General features: G+C 34.2%; 21 protein-coding genes and 2 riboswitches. Of the genes, 20 read left to right on the forward strand and 1 reads right to left on the reverse strand.

Annotated features, from left to right (window positions below; all coding sequences use genetic code 11):
- From cobJ to cobO, 12 genes are read left to right on the forward strand one after another with little or no spacing between them, the layout of a single operon-like run.
- Entirely contained in the window at positions 1-759 is a 759-nt protein-coding gene (gene cobJ / locus N2Z58_09145) for a precorrin-3B C(17)-methyltransferase (GenBank protein ID MCX7654822.1), read from the forward strand.
- Between the two features lie 23 nt (positions 760-782).
- Entirely contained in the window at positions 783-1,574 is a 792-nt protein-coding gene (gene cobK, locus N2Z58_09150) for a precorrin-6A reductase (GenBank protein MCX7654823.1), read from the forward strand.
- Positions 1,575-1,591: 17 nt separating this feature from the next.
- Entirely contained in the window at positions 1,592-2,308 is a 717-nt protein-coding gene (locus N2Z58_09155; protein ID MCX7654824.1) for an energy-coupling factor ABC transporter permease, read from the forward strand.
- On the forward strand, positions 2,298-2,585 hold the full coding sequence (locus N2Z58_09160; protein ID MCX7654825.1) for an energy-coupling factor ABC transporter substrate-binding protein: 288 nt from the start codon (positions 2,298-2,300) through the stop codon (positions 2,583-2,585). Before N2Z58_09155 ends, N2Z58_09160 begins: the two co-directional genes overlap by 11 nt.
- Positions 2,582-3,310, forward strand: coding sequence for a hypothetical protein (locus N2Z58_09165; protein ID MCX7654826.1), 729 nt, complete (start codon positions 2,582-2,584; stop codon positions 3,308-3,310). Before N2Z58_09160 ends, N2Z58_09165 begins: the two co-directional genes overlap by 4 nt.
- Positions 3,292-3,951, forward strand: coding sequence for an energy-coupling factor ABC transporter ATP-binding protein (locus tag N2Z58_09170; protein ID MCX7654827.1), 660 nt, complete (start codon positions 3,292-3,294; stop codon positions 3,949-3,951). Before N2Z58_09165 ends, N2Z58_09170 begins: the two co-directional genes overlap by 19 nt.
- 12 nt (positions 3,952-3,963) lie before the next feature.
- The gene (locus tag N2Z58_09175) at positions 3,964-5,163 is read left to right on the forward strand and encodes a BPL-N domain-containing protein (protein ID MCX7654828.1); all 1,200 of its coding nucleotides are present in this window, start codon (positions 3,964-3,966) and stop codon (positions 5,161-5,163) included.
- A 5-nt stretch (positions 5,164-5,168) separates the two neighbouring features.
- Positions 5,169-5,810 carry a diphthine--ammonia ligase gene (locus N2Z58_09180; GenBank protein MCX7654829.1) on the forward strand — a complete coding sequence of 214 codons (642 nt, stop codon included), beginning with the start codon at positions 5,169-5,171 and terminating at the stop codon, positions 5,808-5,810.
- A gap of 1 nt (position 5,811) precedes the next feature.
- A complete protein-coding gene (locus N2Z58_09185) occupies positions 5,812-7,284 on the forward strand; it encodes a cobyric acid synthase (GenBank protein MCX7654830.1) in 1,473 nt (490 codons plus the stop codon).
- Positions 7,285-7,309: 25 nt separating this feature from the next.
- Positions 7,310-8,185, forward strand: coding sequence for an adenosylcobinamide-phosphate synthase CbiB (cbiB, locus tag N2Z58_09190; GenBank protein MCX7654831.1), 876 nt, complete (start codon positions 7,310-7,312; stop codon positions 8,183-8,185).
- Positions 8,170-9,177, forward strand: a complete 1,008-nt coding sequence (locus N2Z58_09195; GenBank protein MCX7654832.1) for an aminotransferase class I/II-fold pyridoxal phosphate-dependent enzyme — start codon at positions 8,170-8,172, stop codon at positions 9,175-9,177. Before cbiB ends, N2Z58_09195 begins: the two co-directional genes overlap by 16 nt.
- A gap of 1 nt (position 9,178) precedes the next feature.
- Positions 9,179-9,688: a cob(I)yrinic acid a,c-diamide adenosyltransferase gene (gene cobO / locus N2Z58_09200; GenBank protein ID MCX7654833.1), complete on the forward strand. Its 510-nt coding sequence runs from the start codon at positions 9,179-9,181 to the stop codon at positions 9,686-9,688.
- Between the two features lie 18 nt (positions 9,689-9,706).
- Here cobO and N2Z58_09205 read toward each other — a convergent pair whose 3' ends face one another.
- Entirely contained in the window at positions 9,707-11,389 is a 1,683-nt protein-coding gene (locus tag N2Z58_09205; protein MCX7654834.1) for a methyl-accepting chemotaxis protein, read from the reverse strand.
- A 173-nt stretch (positions 11,390-11,562) separates the two neighbouring features.
- A riboswitch (cobalamin riboswitch) is annotated at positions 11,563-11,740 on the forward strand.
- A 60-nt stretch (positions 11,741-11,800) separates the two neighbouring features.
- On the opposite strand from N2Z58_09205, the gene N2Z58_09210 reads away from it, so the two are divergent.
- The 8 genes from N2Z58_09210 to N2Z58_09245 all read left to right on the forward strand — a co-directional run bounded on the left by N2Z58_09210 (position 11,801) and on the right by N2Z58_09245 (position 19,689).
- Complete coding sequence (locus tag N2Z58_09210; protein ID MCX7654835.1) at positions 11,801-12,853, forward strand: succinate--CoA ligase; 1,053 nt, start codon at positions 11,801-11,803, stop codon at positions 12,851-12,853.
- Entirely contained in the window at positions 12,834-13,682 is an 849-nt protein-coding gene (locus N2Z58_09215) for a CoA-binding protein (GenBank protein ID MCX7654836.1), read from the forward strand. Before N2Z58_09210 ends, N2Z58_09215 begins: the two co-directional genes overlap by 20 nt.
- Positions 13,655-14,515: a YitT family protein gene (locus tag N2Z58_09220; GenBank protein ID MCX7654837.1), complete on the forward strand. Its 861-nt coding sequence runs from the start codon at positions 13,655-13,657 to the stop codon at positions 14,513-14,515. Before N2Z58_09215 ends, N2Z58_09220 begins: the two co-directional genes overlap by 28 nt.
- Before the next feature lie 288 nt (positions 14,516-14,803).
- Positions 14,804-14,917: riboswitch (TPP riboswitch) on the forward strand.
- Between the two features lie 72 nt (positions 14,918-14,989).
- Positions 14,990-15,823, forward strand: coding sequence for a sulfide-dependent adenosine diphosphate thiazole synthase (locus N2Z58_09225; GenBank protein MCX7654838.1), 834 nt, complete (start codon positions 14,990-14,992; stop codon positions 15,821-15,823).
- On the forward strand, positions 15,820-17,097 hold the full coding sequence (gene thiC, locus N2Z58_09230) for a phosphomethylpyrimidine synthase ThiC (protein ID MCX7654839.1): 1,278 nt from the start codon (positions 15,820-15,822) through the stop codon (positions 17,095-17,097). Before N2Z58_09225 ends, thiC begins: the two co-directional genes overlap by 4 nt.
- 7 nt (positions 17,098-17,104) lie before the next feature.
- Positions 17,105-17,899, forward strand: coding sequence for a sugar phosphate isomerase/epimerase (locus tag N2Z58_09235; protein ID MCX7654840.1), 795 nt, complete (start codon positions 17,105-17,107; stop codon positions 17,897-17,899).
- Complete coding sequence (locus tag N2Z58_09240; protein ID MCX7654841.1) at positions 17,874-19,094, forward strand: bifunctional hydroxymethylpyrimidine kinase/phosphomethylpyrimidine kinase; 1,221 nt, start codon at positions 17,874-17,876, stop codon at positions 19,092-19,094. Before N2Z58_09235 ends, N2Z58_09240 begins: the two co-directional genes overlap by 26 nt.
- A 61-nt stretch (positions 19,095-19,155) precedes the next feature.
- Positions 19,156-19,689 carry an AAA-like domain-containing protein gene (locus N2Z58_09245; GenBank protein ID MCX7654842.1) on the forward strand — a complete coding sequence of 178 codons (534 nt, stop codon included), beginning with the start codon at positions 19,156-19,158 and terminating at the stop codon, positions 19,687-19,689.
- Positions 19,690-19,755 lie beyond the last annotated feature (66 nt).

Genomic DNA, 19,755 nt, shown 5'->3' on the forward strand with positions numbered 1-19,755 from the left:
TTGTCATGGCTAAAAGTAGTAGGAATCGGTCCAGGAAAGGTTGATTACTTAACAATAAGGGCTTACAGAGTGCTTACAGATAGCGAAATAATAGTAGGATATAAAAGATACTTAGACCTCATAAAAGACGAATTCTCTTCAAAAGAGCTTGTAGGTTCTGACATGGGGGATGAAAAAGAACGGGTGAAAAAAGCCATAAAATTCTACTTATCAGGCAAGAAAGTAGCGATTGTTTCAGGAGGAGATGCCGGACTTTATGGAATTGCTTCAGTTGCGATAGAAGAGATGCAAAACACTGCGATAGATTTTGAAAAAGCGCAATTTGAAATAGTTCCCGGTGTAACAAGTGCAACAGCAGTTTCTAACTTGGTAGGTTGCGTGGTAACACAAGATTTTGCAACAATCAGTTTGTCCGATTATCTCGTTCCGTGGAAAGAAATTGAGAAGCGTTTGGAAAATTTTTCCAAACTTGATATAACCTTGGCTATCTACAATCCCATAAGCTCCAAACGTATAAATAATTTCGAAAAAGCAATTGAAGTATTGAAAAAACACAAAACTCCAGAGACTTTAGTTGTAATTTGTGAAAACGCATATAGAGAAGGAGAAAAAATTATTATTACCAACATTGGAGATTTTGATAAAGAAACAGTAAACATGAATTGTATTATTATTGTTTGTCCATCGAATACCAAATTAGTATACACCAATAACAAGACTTATGTTTTAGTACCAAGATACTATAACAAGGTATTATAAAATAATCATAATTGGTGATAGGTATGAAATTACTAATACTTTCGGGAACTTCTGACGGCAACAACTTAGCTTGCGAACTTTCTAAATATAATCACACAGTTATTGTCACCTCAACAACTGACTTAGGAAAGTTTTTTGCAAGTAAATTTTTTAAGGAAAGCAAATGTAAAGTAAAGGTATTGAAAAAAGTTTTCAAAAACGAAAATGATATCATTGAGTTCGTGAAAAATCAGAAAATTGAAATGATAATTGATTGTACGCACCCATTTGCGGAGAATATAAAGTCAATACTAACGCAGTTACAAGATCAAATTTTGATTGTACGCTACGAAAGACCAAAAATAGAAATTGGATACTTAAAAGCTATAGAAGTTAGCTCTTTTGAACAGGCGGCTAAAGCTTGTCAAAAATTTAAGAATATATTTTTGAGTATAGGTTCAAGTAGAATAAACTTTTTCGAAAATTTAATAAAGAGTGGAAAAAACATATATGCACGAGTTCTTCCTACAAAGGATTCTATTGATAAGTGTTTGAAAGCAGGTATAAAGATGGAAAATTTAGTTTTAGATGTTGGACCATACACTTTGGAAAAAAATCTTGAACATTTTAGAAAAAGCCAAGCCGAAGTTGTCGTTTCCAAAGACAGTGGACAAAGCGGAGGATTATTTGAAAAAATAAAGGCATGTGAAATATTAGAAATACCTATAATTATAATAAAACCAAGAGAAAACAGTTTATGTAATAAATTCTACTCTCTCAACCAAATAGTTGAATTTGTAAATTCTAAAACAGCTATGTTGAATGACAAAGTATAATCAAAGGAGTGAATTTTGTGATAAAACTGAGTGTTTTTGTTATTTTGACAGCATTTTCAAGCTTAAGTTTCTCTATGCACATTGCAGAAGGTTTCTTACCAATAGGTTGGGCAGCGGTTTGGTATATTGTAAGTATACCATTTGTGTTTTTTGGCATGAGGAAAGTCTCTAATTTCATGAAGAGCGATGATAGAAATATTTTTCGCATGGCTTTTATTATAGGATTTGTCTTTGTCCTATCAGCGTTGAAAATACCGTCAGTAACCGGAAGTTGTTCACATCCTACAGGTATAGGTCTTGGAGCAGTTGTATTTGGTCCCTTTGTAATGGCGGTAATTGGATTAGTTGTACTATTATTTCAAGCGCTATTAATAGCGCATGGTGGTATAACAACACTTGGGGCAAATATATTTTCCATGGCGATAGTTGGTTCCTTCGTTGGATACTTTGTATTCAAGACATTAAAAAGGTTGAAATTAAACACAAACACTTCGATTTTTCTTACTGCATTCTTATCTGATTTATCAACTTACGCCGTTACATCCGCTCAACTCGCCTTAGCCTTTCCATCAAGTCAAGGAGGCTTTTTGTTATCTCTTCTTAAGTTTGGTGGTGTCTTTTTAATCACACAGATACCACTTGCTATTTTTGAAGGTATAATAAGTATATTTGCTTATAAGTTCTTGATGGAATCTTTACAAACACACGAAGGAAGTGAGCAACATGAAGGGTAGTTACTTACTCTTAATAATCTTAGAATTGGCACTGGTAATTTTACCCATTCTTTTTATTGATGGAAGTTTTGAAGGTACAGATGTTCAAGCGGAAAAACTTGTACAACAAATTAATCCTGATTATAAACCTTGGTTTAGCTCGATTTGGGAACCTCCAAGTAGTGAAATAGAAAGTTTAATTTTCTCTATACAATCGGCGATAGGATCAGGGATAATATTCTACATTATAGGGTATTCAAACGGAATTAAAAAAAGAAAAGCTAACAATAAGATATGAAAAAAGATGTTAGTTTTGAAGGCAACTTAGACTTTTTCCTTCTGTATGTAATGACAGTGGTGAATGTTTTTATTATGGAATTTACAAATTCGCCAAATATAACTTATAAATCTACTTTTTTCTTTACACTTCTAATTTTCATATTCAATGATATAGCAAATTTTAAAAAAAATATAAAACTTTTCTTTTGGTCAGGTATGGTCATTTTACTACTATCTATTCCCATATTGGTTGAAATAGACTTTTCAAAAAGGTTAATTTTACATTTTGAAAAGGAAAACTTGTATTTATTCGAAAAAACAGTACTTCGCAGTCTTTTATTAATTATTAGCTTAATCATGCTTGCAAATAAACAGGATATAGCAGATTTCGTTTATATATTAAGGAAAATGAAGTTCAGCAATGATTTTCTGTTGTTATTTGTAATCAGTTATAAAACAATAGAAAATTTATACGTGATAGCAAAGGAAATTTTAGAATCACAGCTATCAAGAAATGGTTATACACATTTTTTTAAATCTGTAAAATCAACTTTCCTATTAACTCAGGGTATATTGAGAAAGGGTACATCAAAGATACAGGAAATGGTTGATGCTCATAGAAGTAGAAACATTGAAAAAATAAATTTGCTTGAAAAAAACTATAGAATAAGCATAAAGCCGTTTATTTACGAAATTATCATCATTTTATTGGTGGTGCTTGAAAAGTGGATGTACCGATTTTAGAAGTTGAAAATGTTTCTTTCTCATATGGGGAAAAAGTAGTTATTAAATCGTTTAATATAAGGATTTTTCGTTCAGATGTTATCTTTTTGTTAGGTGCAAATGGATGTGGAAAAACCACTCTTTTAAAAATTATAGATGGACTAATTATACCAAATTATGGTACTTTGAGATTTAATGGTGAACCATACAAGTATAACAAAAGTTTTCTAAAAAAACTAAGACAAAATGTTGGCTTTGTTTTCCAAAACCCAGACGTTCAAATTTTTGCTCCAACTGTGATTCAAGAACTGTCTTTTGGACTTTATAGTTGTGAAATTCAGAAAAACAAGGTTTTGGAACTTACTTGGGAATTTTTGAACAGCTGGGGATTAGAAAAGTATGCTTATGAAAATCCATTTAAGTTAAGTTACGGTTATAAAAGATTAATTACACTTGCAAGCGTGTTAATAACATCTCCAAGTATTGTTTTATTAGATGAACCAACGAATTATCTTGATAAGAGAAACCATTCGTTTGTGCTTAATAAAATAAAGGAGTTAGCGGACAAAAACGTTACGATGATTATCTCCACCCACGATGAAAAACTTATAGATTTACTTTCTTCAAGATCGAAAATAATTCGTATGGAATGCAATATATAAGGTGTGAAATTTGTGGTAAAAATTCTGATTAACGACTCAGGTATGTATGGTTTGTGGATGATAAACGCACTAATAAATTCAAATATAAAGTTCAAAGTTGAATTTTTATCCGACGACAAAATTTTAGATTTAAAAAACACAAAAGCCTTGTTTGTTCCTGGAGGATGGGCTGAAAATAAGATTGAAAACATATCGGAAAAATCTAAGGAAACTTTAAGAAAATTTATAGAAAACGGTGGAATATACTTTGGAATATGCGGTGGTGCAAGACTTGCAAGCAAAGGCTTCTTGGATTTAATAAATATACAAAAAGATAGCGAAAATTTAAAAAATTATAGCGGACCTGTGATGGTAAATTTCTCCATGCATGATTTAACAAAAGATCTTAATGAAAAACAATTCATCTGGTTTCCGCCGAAATTTAAAATTATAGATGATAAAGTAAAAGTACTTGCAACTCTCAAATCTGTTTGCTCAGAGGCCTTTGTTTATGGAATTCCAGTGAGATTAACATCTAAAATTGCCCAAAAAAATGAGACTTACAAAAATTTATTCAACACCGATCTGCTTGTTGGTTCTCCTGTCTTGATGTTAGAAAAGCTCGACTTCGGAGAAATCTTAGTATCCACAATACATTTTGATACGCCCACGGTTGATGGTTCAAGGTTTTTTCATAACTTGAAATACTATTTTAATCTCGAAGAATTTATTTGTCCTAAATTCATTAATGAAGTCTATCTAAAACCGGTATGTGAAAATGAGATATATAAAATATTATTTCAAAATTATAAACGTGTTTCACAAATTATAAATTTAGCCAAAAGATGCATGTTAATTAAAAAACGATACCACTTTTATTACTCATGGCAAAGTGGTTTTAGAGGATCAGAATATCAAACACTTTATTTTATTCTAAGAGAACTTGTAAAATTGCATGGGGCAATTAGCTTTCCAAAGGCTGTTGTAAACGAGATTTTGTACATATTATTAGATGGTTACTTAGAAAAAATAAAGGAACTAACGGAATATATGGAAGAGAGGATAATTTATTTCAAGTTAGATAAAATTGACGAAATTTTTGAAAAAGAAAGTTTGTATTTTGGTCATCCAAAAGGAGTTCACGGAAAGTATGGTGGTTTGTACAGAAAAGTATTAAATTGCTTAGAAAAAATAATTTGCATTTCATATAACTGTATTTTAGAAGAGAGGTGAAATCTATGTTTTACAATGGTACAATAACCGAAGTTCCAGTAGTTTTTTCTTCGTGGAGTGGAGGTAAAGATAGTGCGCTTTCGTTTTACAAGGCAAAAGAATTCTTTGGGAAAGTTGATTACATCTTTACAATGTTTGATGAAAATTGCCAACGTACAAGAGCACATGGATTAAAACCAGAGATTATTAGAATGCAGTCGGAAAGTATCGGAGTACCACTGATACATGGTTGTGCATCTTGGGAAAGTTATGAAGCAATTTTCAGTAGTATACTTGAAAAACACTTCTCAGGTGGTGTTGGTGTCTTTGGTGACATTGACCTTCAAGAACATTTAGATTGGATAGTTCGTGTATGCAATCAAAAGAATGTGAACGTTTTCGAACCACTCTGGAAAAAATCAAGGGAAGAGATATTTAACGAGTTTATTAAACTCGGGTTCAAAGCAAGAGTAGTTGCTGTCAAAAAAGGATTTGAACAGTTGCTTGGAAAAGAGTTAGACGAAAATTTTGTTGAATTTGCCAATAGTTTAGGAGCAGATCTATGTGGTGAAAATGGTGAATACCACACACTTGTCTACGATGGTCCAATATTCTCTTTTCCACTCCCGATAGATAAGATATATCGCGAGCATATAAAAGGAGAATGATATGAGTAAATCTATAGTGATCTTAGGCACAATGTCATCCGCAGGCAAAAGCACAATAGTAGCCGGATTATGTAGGTTGTTTGCCAACATGGGTATAAGGGTAGCACCTTTTAAATCACAGAACATGTCAAACAATGCCGCCGTTTGTAAAGATGGTGGAGAGATAGGCAGAGCGCAGTATCTGCAAGCAATTGCTTGCAAAATAGAACCAACCGTTGACATGAACCCAATTCTACTGAAACCAGAAGGAAATTCAAAATCACAAGTCATTGTTAGGGGTAAAGTGTGGGACACAATATCTGCTGTAAGCTATTATGAACGTAAAAAATACTTGTGGAATATTGTTGTAGAGTCGATTGAGAATTTGAAATCAAATTACGAACTTATCGTTGTTGAAGGAGCTGGTAGTCCTGTAGAACTCAATTTGAAAGACAATGATATCGTTAATATGGCAATAGCTAAGTACTTAAACGCCCCTACATATTTGGTCGGAGATATAGATCGCGGAGGTATTTTTGCTCAGCTTTTGGGAACTTACTGGCTTTTGGAAGACGACGAGAAAAGTTTGATAAAAGGTTTCATCGTAAACAAGTTCAGAGGTGACTTAGCCCTTTTTAAAAGCGGTATCGAAATCGTAGAGCAAAGGTCGAAGGTACCAGTTGTTGGTGTTGTTCCTTATGTTGATTTGATATTACCTCAAGAAGATTCCACAACTTTAGACCAGTTAAGTAAATATGAAGGAAAAATAGATATATGTGTCGTTGCTTACCCACATATTTCAAACTTCGATGATTTTGATGCTTTGAAAATGGAAAAAAATGTAAGATTGAGATTCGTGAGTAATGTACGAGATTTTGCAAACCCTGATGTGGTTATACTGCCAGGTTCGAAAAATACTATTAGAGATCTAATATGGTTAAAATTGTCTGGTTTTGAGAACGTTTTGAGAAATTATCTAAAAAATGGCGGTAAACTTATCGGTATTTGTGGTGGTTATCAAATGCTTGGAAAAAAAATATACAACCCCCATAAAATTGAAAGCGAGATAAGAGAAATAGACGGGCTTGGATTTTTAAATATTCAAACAACTTTCAAAAACAAAAAAACCACAAGACAAATCTGTGCTAGGATGATTAAAGACATTGGTTTTTTCACAGAAAGTCTTTTAGAAGGTTACGAAATTCATTTAGGACAAACAGAAAATTTGGACGATAATTATATATTTGAAATGCAAATTGATGGCAAATTAGTAAAAGACGGAGCATTCGATACAGATTTTAAAGTGTGGGGAACATACATACATGGTATATTTAACAATGATGATTTTAGGGGAAAATTTCTGCAAAGTTTAGGTATTGAGAAATCAAACATGTCTTACAAAGATTTCCTCGAATCCACACTTGAAAAACTAGCGCAGGTAATCGAAAAAAATGTTGACATTCAAAAAATACTTAACGATGCAAAAATATATTGATTTTTTTGAGACAAAGGAGGAAAGAATGCGGGAAAAAGTTATTATTTTGATTACTGCAATTTTCTTTGACATTCTCTTTGGCGAATATCCTACAAAAATACATCCGGTTGTGTACATGGGATTTATAGGTAAACTATTTGACAGATATTATTCAGGTAAAAAAAGTAGGTCTCTCTCTTTCTTTCTCGGTAGCATTTCGTTGATTTTTGAAATAACTTATTGGGTAGTTATTGTTTTTTTAATAAGCTTTGTTAACTATTCTTGGTTAAGGTTACTCTTACAAATCTATCTTTTGAAATCCGCTTTTTCAATAAAGTCTTTGTACATACACGTAAAAAATTGCACAGTCGATGATCAAGAAGAACTGAAAGAAAAAGTAAAGTTAATAGTCTCAAGAGATGTTAGCAAACTTGATAAACCTCATCTTTATTCTGCAGCAATAGAAAGTCTTTCTGAAAATATCTCTGATAGTATCACAGGTCCTTTGTTCTATTATCTGCTATTTGGCTTGTATGGAGCGATCATTTATAGAGTGGTGAACACTTACGATGCGTTATTTGGTTACAGAACAGTAAAATACGAATGGTTTGGAAAATTTTGCGCAAGATTTGATGATCTGTTAAACATAATTCCTTCGCGGTTAACAGCACTTGTGATTATACTATTTAACCCAAAACGTGGACTGGAATACATAACAAGATACGGAGGTATAAAGATAAACTCAACATATCCAATGAGTGCATTTTCTGGGGTCTTAGGTGTCGGACTCGAAAAGATAGGATACTATAAATTTGATGGAAAATTACCCGACAAGTACGATATTTTTCGTGCTCTGAAATTGTATAAAAGGATTGTGACGATTTTGCTAAGTGTGGTGATTTCACTGTGCATGGTGGTATAAAAGATGAAAATACGATTGACTTTTCAATTTCAGTAAATACTTTGGTTCCTGATTTTATAAAAATCGCCTTTGAGGATGTTTTAAGATACGAAACAAGGTACACTTATGTCGAATGGATAGAGGAGGACTTCAAAAAGTTATTTGGAGAGGACTGTACTATTGTCGCTGGAGCTACTGAAGCTTTACAAATAATTGGATGGACTATAATGAAGGATGCGTGTGTTTTAATACCCTTGCCAAATTATACAGAATACGCAAAAATAGCAAGATTTTCAAGTTCACAATTAAAAACGGTATGGATTTTAGAAAATGGTCGACTTAATTTAGATCGCTTAACAAAACATGTTAAAGATGAATTAGAGAAGCATAAAAAAATTGCTGTTATTCTTGGAAATCCAAATAATCCAACTGGAATTTATGAAGATTTGAATTGTTTCCTTAAGGATCTGCAGGATTACTCAGAAAAAATAATAGTGATTGTAGATGAGGCATTTGTTGATTTTGTTCCCGATAATTTTCTTAGACACATAGATTTAGACAAATTTGAAAATGTTATTATACTAAGGACATTTACAAAAATACTTGGAATTCCTGGAGTAAGGATTGGTTATGTGAAAACGAAAAAGTATAATCATTTGTTTAAAAAATACAGAATGCTTTGGGCAATTGGTGGAAGTGGATATATGGTATTAGAAAAGATCGTAGAAAACTACCATGATTACAAAAAATTTATCGACAAAACAAAGAAGTACTACGAAGATGAAAGGCAAAAATTTTCTCATCTTATGGCGTTCCCTTCGAAAACAAACTACTTAACGTGCAAAATTCAAAACGAAAATACCTTTAGAAAGCTAATAAAACAGAAAAATATTCACGTAAGATTTATGAAAGATTTTAATATGTCGGGCTATATAAGATTAGGATTAAAGTCTCAAAAAGATAATCAACTAATACTCCATTTGCTCACAAATTATCTTGGAAAGGAGAGATAAAATGGGTTTTATACACATTTACACAGGAAATGGGAAGGGAAAAACAACAGCAGCACTTGGTCTTGCACTAAGGGCGATATGTGCTGGAAAGAAAGTATATATGGGTCAATTCGTAAAAGGCATGAAATACAGCGAACTTGAAGCTGTAAAGTATTTACCTAACTTTGTTATTGAACAGTACGGTAGAAATTGTTTTATTAAAAATTCACCTACACAAGAAGATATAAAACTTGCACAAGAAGGACTCGAAAGAGCAAGACAAGTGATACTTTCTGGTCGATTTGATATAGTAATATTGGATGAAATAAATATAGCTGTACATTACAAACTTATTGAGGCAGAACAAGTCATAGACCTTATAACTCAAAGACCTGAAAACGTAGAAATAATTCTAACCGGAAGATATGCACCAAAACGGTTCATCGAAATTGCAGATCTTGTAACAAACATGGAAGAAATAAAACATTACTACCAAAACGGAATAGAAGCAAGAAAAGGAATAGAATATTGAAAATTCAAAAAATACAAATCACAACTTAAATATCTTTTGTTTCTCATCAAGCACATCAACAGCAACCTTTAGTGATTCCGATTGCTTGCTGATTGATTCAGAATTCTTCGATGTTTGCTCAACCATCTTCTCTATGTTCTTTGCCATGTTTACAAGCAATCCCGAACTTGAAACTACACTTTCCACAGTTGATACGAATTGTGAAAAAATTGCCTTCTCTTCTTCAGAAAGTGCTAAAAGATTACTTATTCTTTCCATAACTTTGTTTACAAGTTCGTCAATCTCTCTATACTTTTCACTAGCTTGCTTGATATTTATATTTAGTTCCTCTACTTTTTTAATACCATCTTCACTGTTTTTCGAAACTACTCCAACTGCATTTGTTATCTCAAGCAAGATATTTGAAATTCTCTTTGTAGCTTCTTTACTTTGTTCCGCAAGTTTTCTAATTTCGTCAGCAACCACCGCAAAACCACGTCCTACTTCTCCTGCCCTCGCTGCCTCTATTGCAGCATTCAAAGCTAAAAGGTTGGTTTGCTCAGCTATTGTAGAGATTTCAGAAAGTACACTTTGTATGTTATTAGTCTTTTCTTGAAGAGACTTAACACTAATCTCAAAATTTCTGATTGAATCTATAACAAAGCTTGAAGAACTGACAGCTCCCTGTAAGCTCTTTTTTCCTGTTTCAGTAGCTGATGTTACTTGCACTGTTGATTTTGATATACTTTCAACTTCGCTTGTTAATGTTGCTAAGCTTGCGTTGAACTGCTCAGAAGATGCACTTAGCTCTTCTATTGAAGCATGCAAGCTTTCGATAAATTGATACAATCCTTGATTGGTAATTTCTAAATCTTTCACGTCCTTAGCGATATAATTTGAAAAGCTGTGAATTTCCTCTGACTTACTTAGCACATCAGCCGCTGCAACTTTTATAGACTGTACCAAATTTTTCAAACCTTGACGTGTTTTTTCGGCAGACGCAAATATATGTGCTATTTCGTTGTTTCCTTTGATAGCTATTTCCTTTGATAAATCGCCATTTGCAATAACTGAGAATGTTTTGTCCAATGTGTTTAAGTTTTTGAATATGTACATAATTACAGAAATTATTATCATAAACAAGAATCCCGAAAAAACTAAAAATAAAAAGAAGAAACTCCTTTGCACATTTGAGACGACGGAGGCATCAAAATCTCCAGCAAGCCAAGCGATTATTTTACCTTCTTGCTTGATGGGTATAGCAGCTGTTTGCAACCTTCCCCACTTTGGATCGCTGTACACAGATGTGTAAAACTCATTGCCAAGATTATATTGATCGAGAAAAGACTCTTCTTCTTCTCCCAATGCTGAAAATTCTTCAGAAGATGGATCCAGGCCATCGACAAGGTATGTGAGTTTATTTTTTTCAATCTTTATTGTATAAAGGTATTTAAAAGAACTTTTTTCGCGAGCTTTTCTAAGGTACGAATTCAACGCTTTGTACTCGTTTATCGAATCATCCATCGTATCTATAACTTTTTTCAAGGCGTCCAAATCCATGTTTGCAGCACATGCTCTTAAAAAATCAAGAGCAGATAAGCCAAGTATTTTTTCAGCTTGCCTTAAAGCTAAAAGGTTAACTAAAATCAACGAAACTGCCACTGCTGCTGAGAAAATAAGCAAGACAACAAACTTTATACTGACGTATTTATCTTTCTTCACTTTTACCCCTCCTAAACCTTATTTGATAGTAATACAATTTAATTATAATAACTTAAATCTTGTATGTCAATTTATATTACACATAGAAATTACACTTATGTAACAAACAGATAGAATTATCACTATTTAAAACTACTTGTGGTAATATATTTAGTAGAAATCATTGAAAATTTAATATTCTCCCCTGCAAAGGTGCGTTGGCTTAATAGGGAACTCCGGTGAAAGTCCGGGACGGTCAGGCCACCGTAAGTGGGGACGAAATCCACATAATGCCACTGGCGATAGCTGGGAAGGCGTGGAGAGTAGGACGATCCACAAGTCGGGAGACCTGCCTTTGTGGGATGCTTTTCCCAAAAACCATAGATTTTTGGGAAATTTTTCTTTTGAAAATTCACACAAGGAGGGGTTTATGTGAAGATTCACGAGTATGTTGCGAAGGGTATTTTAAGTAAAGAAGGATTCCGTGTCCCAAAAGGAGTTTTATTAACGAAAGATTACACCGTCAAGGAACTTGAAGAGGTAAAAAGATTAGGATTTCCACAAATACTTAAGTCCCAAGTACTTGTTGGTGGTCGGATGAAAGCAGGAGGTGTAAAAATCAGTAATTCATTTGATGAGACAAAGAAATTATTGAATGAGTTGCTCAACAAACCAATAAAGGGTGAATTACCCGAATGTGTCTTGATAGAGGAGTTAATTGAACACGATGAAGAATGGTACTTCTCTTTATCAATTGACAGAAACGCAAGAGATTTTCTATACATTTTTTCAAAATTTGGAGGAATAAACATTGAAGAATTTTCAAAAGAAAATCCAGATAGAGTATTCAAGACCAATAGTATACAGAGTCTTCCTGAAGAAATTAGAGAAACAGCAGAAAGACTGACAGATGTGTTCATAAAATATGATTTAACACTTTTAGAAATTAATCCTATAGGCTTTTCTAAAGGGAGACTTTATCTATTAGACGCAGTTTTTCATCTCGATGATAGTGCAGTTTTTAGACAGCACTGGGTTATTGAAAAAACTACTGAGAAAATAATTAAGCTTCATGGGGACATAGGTGTAATTGGATGTGGCGCTGGTATTGTGATGGCAACTATAGATGTACTTAAAGAATTTGGATTCGAACCTGCAAACTTTTGTGACATAGGGGGTGGTGCTGATAGAGAGGAACTTCAAAATGCTTTAGATGAGTTAAGAAAGTATTCAGATATTATTGTTCTAAATATTTTTGGTGGAATAACCGATTGTTTAGAGATCGCCGAGGGAATAAAGCATTTTCATTTGAAGTTTCCAAATGTAAAACTTATTGTCAGACTTACTGGTAATAATGAAGAAATTGCCAGAGAAGTTTTAAGGTCACTAAACATTACTTGTGTAGGTGATATGGAAGAACTGATAAATCAGTTGAAAAACTTTGATACAAAGAGAGGGAAGGACTATGTTTTGGAAAGACAGTAAAATCTGTGTTTACGGAATTACCGGTAGATACGGAAGGTATCATACAAAAAAGATGAAAGACTATGGTACAAACATAGTATGTGGTATTAGCAGAAATGATCAGCAGAAACATTTCCTGGATATTCCTGTATTAAAATCGTTAAGACAATTCTGTCATGATAAAGTAGATACTGCTATATTTTTTGTACCAGCTCCTTTCTTGTACGAAGCATTTCTTGATGCGTTTGAGAATGGGGTGAAGAACTTCATCGTTATCACAGAACATGTACCAATCCACGATACACTGAAAATGGTGAAGTTAGTTAAAGAGAATAAGTTAACTCTGATAGGTCCAAATTGTCCTGGCATCATACATCCAAGAGAGCGAGTAAAACTTGGTATAATGCCTGAAAAATATTTCAAAGATGGTGAAATTTGTATAATTTCAAGAAGCGGTACATTGATGTACGAAGTGGCAAAGAACATAAGCGAAGAATTTGGAATAGGCGTTGCACTTGGACTTGGAGGTGATCCAATAGTTGGTACTAATGTAGCTGAGGCATTTGAGATAGTTAAAAATCTTGGGTATGAAAAGGTCGTCTTGATCGGTGAGATAGGTGGTGAAGATGAAATAAAGGGTGTGGAGCATGCAATCAAAATAGGTTTTAAACCAGAGTTTATAAAAGCTTACTTTGCAGGAAGACACGCACCTGAAGGTAAAAGAATGGGTCACGCTGGCGCTATCATCGAAGGCGAGCGCGGGACCATTAAATACAAAGAAAAACAACTGAGAGAATACGGTGTATCGGTGGTGAAATTTCCATGGGAGTTAAAAAGAATTACAGCGTAATTTTTAAAGAATACTTCCTATCATCCTTTGGAGTTTTTCTAACTGCTCTTGGAATTTCTATCTTTTTGATACCTAACAATATCGCTGCAGGTGGTGCTTCCGGTTTGGCTATAGTTTTAAATAGGTTTATAAATCTCTCCGTTGGTATTTGGATGTATATAATAAATGGTCTATTGTTTTTAACTGCCTTCATACTTGTGGGATTTGATTTCAGTTTTAAAACAATTTACTGCACATTCTTACTCAATTTTTTGGTTGATCTTTTCAATAGAATCCTTCCTTTATTCAAATATCAAGGGGATATCATAATTTCTGTGTTCTTTGGAGATATATTAACAGCTATAGGTATGGCAATAGCATTCTCACAAAATGCTTCAACTGGAGGCACAGACATAATTGCAAAGATACTAAACAAATTCTTTGGTTTTCCAATGGGCATGACAATACTATTTTTGGATATTACGATTGGGGTTTTAGCAGGGCTTGCTTATGAAATCGACACAGGTATGTACTCGGTGCTGGCTATTATAATAAATGGAACAACTATTGATTTTGTAATGAAAGGTTTAGAATTGTCCGTTAACGTATGGGTAGTTTCAGAAAAGTGGGATGAAATAAGAAAATTCATCCTTGACGAACTTGAAAGAGGGGTAACGATATTTGATGCTATAGGAGGTTACACTCTAAGTCCAAAAAAGATCTTATTGGTGGCTTTAAAACGTCGAGAATTACATGAACTTGTATCAAGTATCAGACGAATCGACCCACATGCATTTTTTATAGTTAACGAAGCACGAAATGTTTTCGGTGAAGGATTTAGAGAACTGATTTAGCTACAAAACACAAAAGCTCCAAACTGGTGAGACCTTTTTCATTTCATGCAAAACTCAAACACTTTTGCAAGCTTTATCTCATTCTCACAAACATTTAGAAAAATTCAACAAATGCATTAAGCATTAACAATTCTAATCTAAGACTTACAAAAACTTATTCTTTTAGGTACTCTCTATACAGCATCCAAGTTTTATCAGAGCTTTTTCTTTGGCTTTCGCCTTTAGATGTTATTTTTCATTTATTGACGATTAACAAAGCCATGTTAAAATAAATTTGACAAGTGAATATTATTCCCGAAGGGGAGCTCCTATTATGCGGGGCTGAGAGGAGAGAGACAATCTCTCGACCCTTTGAACCTGAACCGGGTAATACCGGCGGAGGGATTCGGGAAGAAGGTAAAGATATATTTAATCAATCCCTCCGTATTTTCGGAGGGATTTTATTTTAAAATTCTCAAAGAGGAGGTTGGTTTTATGTACAAGAAAGACACACTTATAAGCAAACTTATCGTTGAAGAGTTTTTTGAAAAGCTCAACAAAGCTTTGACCGTCGATGTAGCAATAGCTGGATGTGGTCCCAGTGGACTAGCTTTGGCAAGTGAGCTTGCCAAAAATGGGCGTAGTGTTGCAATATTTGAAGCTAAAAACGAACCAGGTGGTGGTATTTGGGGCGGAGGTATGATGTTCAACGAGGTTGTACTTGAGAGAGAACTCATAGGATATCTTAGAGAAAACCAGATTAATTACAAAGAACACGGCGAATTTTTGACAGTCGACTCTGTGCACTTTGCTTCCGCATTATTGTACAAAGCCACACAAAATGGTGCATTGATATTTAACAATGTCTTCGTAGAAGATTTGGTTATGTACGATGAAAGAATATCGGGAGTTGTAATCAACTGGATGCCAACGATTAGAGAAAAGTTACATGTAGATCCAATAACCGTTGTTTCAAAAGTAGTTGTTGATGGAACGGGCCATCCAGCAAACCTTGTGAGATTGTTGTCTAAAAGAGGCATTTTAAATAGTGTGTCAGGGAATTCTGAAAATTTATGCAGTTGTGGGGTTGTTGAATATGAGTTTCCAATGGATGCGGAAAATGGTGAAAAATTCGTCGTTGAAAACACAAAAGAAATTTTTCCAGGCTTATATGTAATAGGTATGGCAGCTGTAAGTGTAGGAGGCGGACCAAGAATGGGACCTATATTTGGTGGAATGATATTTTCTGGTCTAAGAGCAGCAGAGCTAATAGAACAAGAATTAAAAAGAATAGATAGTCTTTCAAGCGAGAAGGTGATGAAAGTATGACTCAGATGGACCTTGCAAGGAGTGGAACTATAACAGAAGAAATGGAAGTCTGCGCGCAATACGAAGAAGTAAGTATACAAGAAATTTTAAACAAATTAGCATCTGGTAAAGCTGTGCTTCCGAAAAATAAATATCATGATTTAAAAAAGCCAGTAGTAATTGGTGAAGGTTTCTCTGTTAAAGTCAACGCAAACATTGGTACTTCAAAAGGGTATTCTTCACTTGAAGAAGAGATAGAGAAAATGAATGTAGCTATTCAAGCAGGCGCAGACACCGTAATGATCCTTTCAACATGGGGTGAAATCAGGCAGATGAGGAAAGAATTAATAAAACATTGTACAGTACCCGTTGGATCTGTTCCCATCTACGACTCGGCGGTAAAAGCATTTCGTGAAAAGAAGAATGTAGTTGACTTTTCTGAAAAAGATTTCATCAACATGGTGCTTGAACACGCAGAAGACGGTATCGATTTTATGACAATACACGTAGGTATAAACAAAAAGGTTCTTGAGAAAATACGCAATTCAAAAAGAATACTAAGGATAGTTAGTCGTGGTGGGTCTATTATAGTTGGCTGGATGATAAAAAACAACAAAGAAAATCCTTTTTACAAGCATTTTGATGAAATACTCGATATTGCAAAAGAATACGATATAACACTTAGTCTTGGAGACGGCATGAGACCTGGTGCTATCGTTGATGCAACGGATGTTCAGCAACTCGAAGAGTTGTTTGAAATGAGTGAACTTGTGGAAAGATGTCATGAAAAGGGTGTACAAGTAATGCTTGAAGGACCAGGACATGTACCTTTAAATGACATAGAAATTAACGTAAAATTGATGAAAAAAGTAGGAAAAGGAGCGCCGATATTTCTTCTTGGTCCATTACCAACCGATAGAGGAGTTGGATACGACCACATAGTTAGCGCAATAGGTGGTGCTTTAGCAGGCTATTATGGATGTGATTTCTTGTGCTATGTAACACCCGCAGAGCATGTTTCGTTACCCACTATTGAAGATGTTAAAGAAGGAGTTATAGCTTCAAAGATTGCTGCAACAATTGCAGATGTAGCAAAAGGTAACAAAAAAGCATTAAAACTAGAAAAAGAAATGGCAATAGCCCGTTCAGAGTTTAATTGGAACGAAATGTTTAAGCTCGCTATTCACTCAGACAAGGCTCGAGAAAAATACAAACAGCGACCTTACGAAGATAAAGGCTGCTCAATGTGTGGACCATTTTGTGCAATAAAAATTGCCCAGGAATTGGAAAGGTGACAATTGCGTGGGAAGAAAAGTTATATCTACAAGTTTGATAAGGGCAAACATAGAAAAATTAAACGATCTTCCCTCATCAAAGAATTATGAATTGACATTTTTTAAAGAAAATGATCTAAGTAAAATACTCGAATTTTTACACACAAAAAGCGCAACATTTGGATTGCACGCACCGTTTATCTACCGATACAAACAAACTCATCCATTTCCCACCTCAACAATTGATGAGTTAAGAAAAGACACTTATGAAAAAAACTACAACTGTGCCATTTTAGCCAAAAATATAGGCGCGGAATACGTAGTTATACATTTTCCAAACGCACGCCAAAGTGAAAATTGGATAGTACAACAGAAAATTGTTCATGAAGCCGTCGAAGCCATATCTCAACTCAATCAAATAATACCTGTCAGAATAGAAAATATCTATATGAATGACTATTTCCACTCACCAGAAGATTATACTTGGTTCACAAGACAGACAAACACAACATTGTGTGTAGACATAGGTCATCTATTAATAGATTCCGAAATTTATAACTTTGACCCGGTGAAATTTATCGATAAGTGTGCTGAGTATATAAGTGAATTCCACCTTTACTATGCTGACTTAAACGTATACAATCAATGTCACCATGCGCCGTGGGGTGATTCAAAAGACTTTCTCAGAACACTTGATTTTATAAGAAACTTTAAATGTGATTTTACGGTGGAAGCATCAAACGATTGTAAAGAAGGACTTGAAAAATTACTAAGGTATGTGGAGGAGGTTACCGAAGATGGTGATGGTGATATCAGGATTTGATCCGTCAGCAGGTGCTGGGATCTTACAAGATATAAAAAGTCTGGCTCTACTCGGAATAAGTGCAAACGCCGTTGTGAGTACATACACAGTGCAAAATAGAGAAAGAGTTTTTTCAGTTACATTTAGAAAATGGGAAGATATAGATAGAGAACTTTCTGTACTCGAAAGACCTAAGTATATTAAGATAGGATTGATTACACCAGAATTTGTAAAACTAGTACGCGAAAAATACCAAGAATCAATAATTGTTTGGAATGTAATCCTAAGTTCAAGTTCAGGGTACTTCTTTGAAGCAGAAGAAGAGGTCTTGAAAAATCTAAATTACGCTGACTACGTGATATTGAATAACCAAGAGGCTGAAAGACTTAAACTCAAACCTTCCGAGAAGTGTATAATAACCTGCGGACATAAGGATGGAGATGAAATTAAAGTACTTTATAAAGACAAAGAATTCTCAGCAAAACGGATACATAAACGATTCCATGGAACTGGTTGCGCATTTTCGAGCCTTGTGACCGGCTTTATTTCTTTTGGGTATCAAGTGGAAGAAGCTATATTATCAAGTATGGAAATCATGGAAAAAATACTCTCCTTAAGTAAACAAGAGCAAGTCGAAAGTGAAAAACTTGCTCGCGAATGGATGAAAATAGAGGCATTGGAAAGACTTGAAAAGATAATACCTGAAATCGAAAAAATAGGTCACAAAACAGTACCCGAAGTTGGACAAAATGTATCTTACGCGTTGCCTTGGTCAACAACAGAAGAAGAGGTTGCCAAATTTCCCGGACGAATAAGACTGAAAGAAGGAAAACCATTTTTCGCATCTTCACCTTCGTTTAAAGATAAATCTCATACAGCAAGAATGAGCATAGCCGCGAAAGAATTTGCCCCACATATACGCTGTGTTACTAATATAAGATACGAAAAGCAATACATCGACAATGCGATAAAAAATGGTTTAAAAGTATTCAAATACGACAGAGCCTCTGAACCTATTGAAATCTCAAACCATGACGGGAAGTCGATGCAGTGGATGATAGAACAAGCTGTGAAAACAATTGGCAGCTTACCTGATATAATTTATGATGAAGGTTGGTACGGAAAGGAAGCAATGATAAGAATTTTTGGAAGAAATCCTCAAGAAGTAATACAAAAAGTTTCAAAAATCATTGAAAATTCTAACAAAGATTATTAACAATAAAACTTAAGTGATATAATAATACATAGACAAAAAACTCTTTTGTTAAGGAGGAAGCATGAAAAGATTTTGCACGACAGGACCAGTTGATAAACAAACATGTTACTACGTTGAACGAAATGAAGAAATGAAAAAAGCACTTGAATACATCGAAAATTATCGATACTTCACAATCTCTGCACCAAGACAAACCGGAAAGACTACTTTCCTCCTTGATGTCGTTGAAAACATTAAGGATACATTTCTACCCGTGTTTATATCCTTCGAAAACCTCGGCAGTGTCACAGAAGAAGATGACTTTATCAGAATTTTTCAAAAAAAGGTGGAATTCTTCTTAGAAAGCAATTTAAATCAACCAATTAACTTGAAAAGGATAAAAAAGATAGCAGAACTTGATGAATACTTCATGCAATTGTATGAGCAAACAGGGAAAGAAACGGTGTTAATGATAGACGAGTTTGAAATGTTTGGAAGCGAAAGACTAGTAAGCAACTTTTTACACACGATAAGAGAGATCTACCATGGGAGGAAAAATAAGAAATTAAGGAGCGTAATACTGATAAGTGTAGGGTACTTAAGTGTAGTGGGATAAGACAACGCAATTCCATCCAACAGAGCAGACCTCCTCTGGTTGCCTGAGTTCACCAAAGAACAGGTG

The sequence above is a fragment of the Fervidobacterium sp. genome (assembly GCA_026419195.1).
Classification (GTDB): Bacteria; Thermotogota; Thermotogae; order Thermotogales; family Fervidobacteriaceae; genus Fervidobacterium.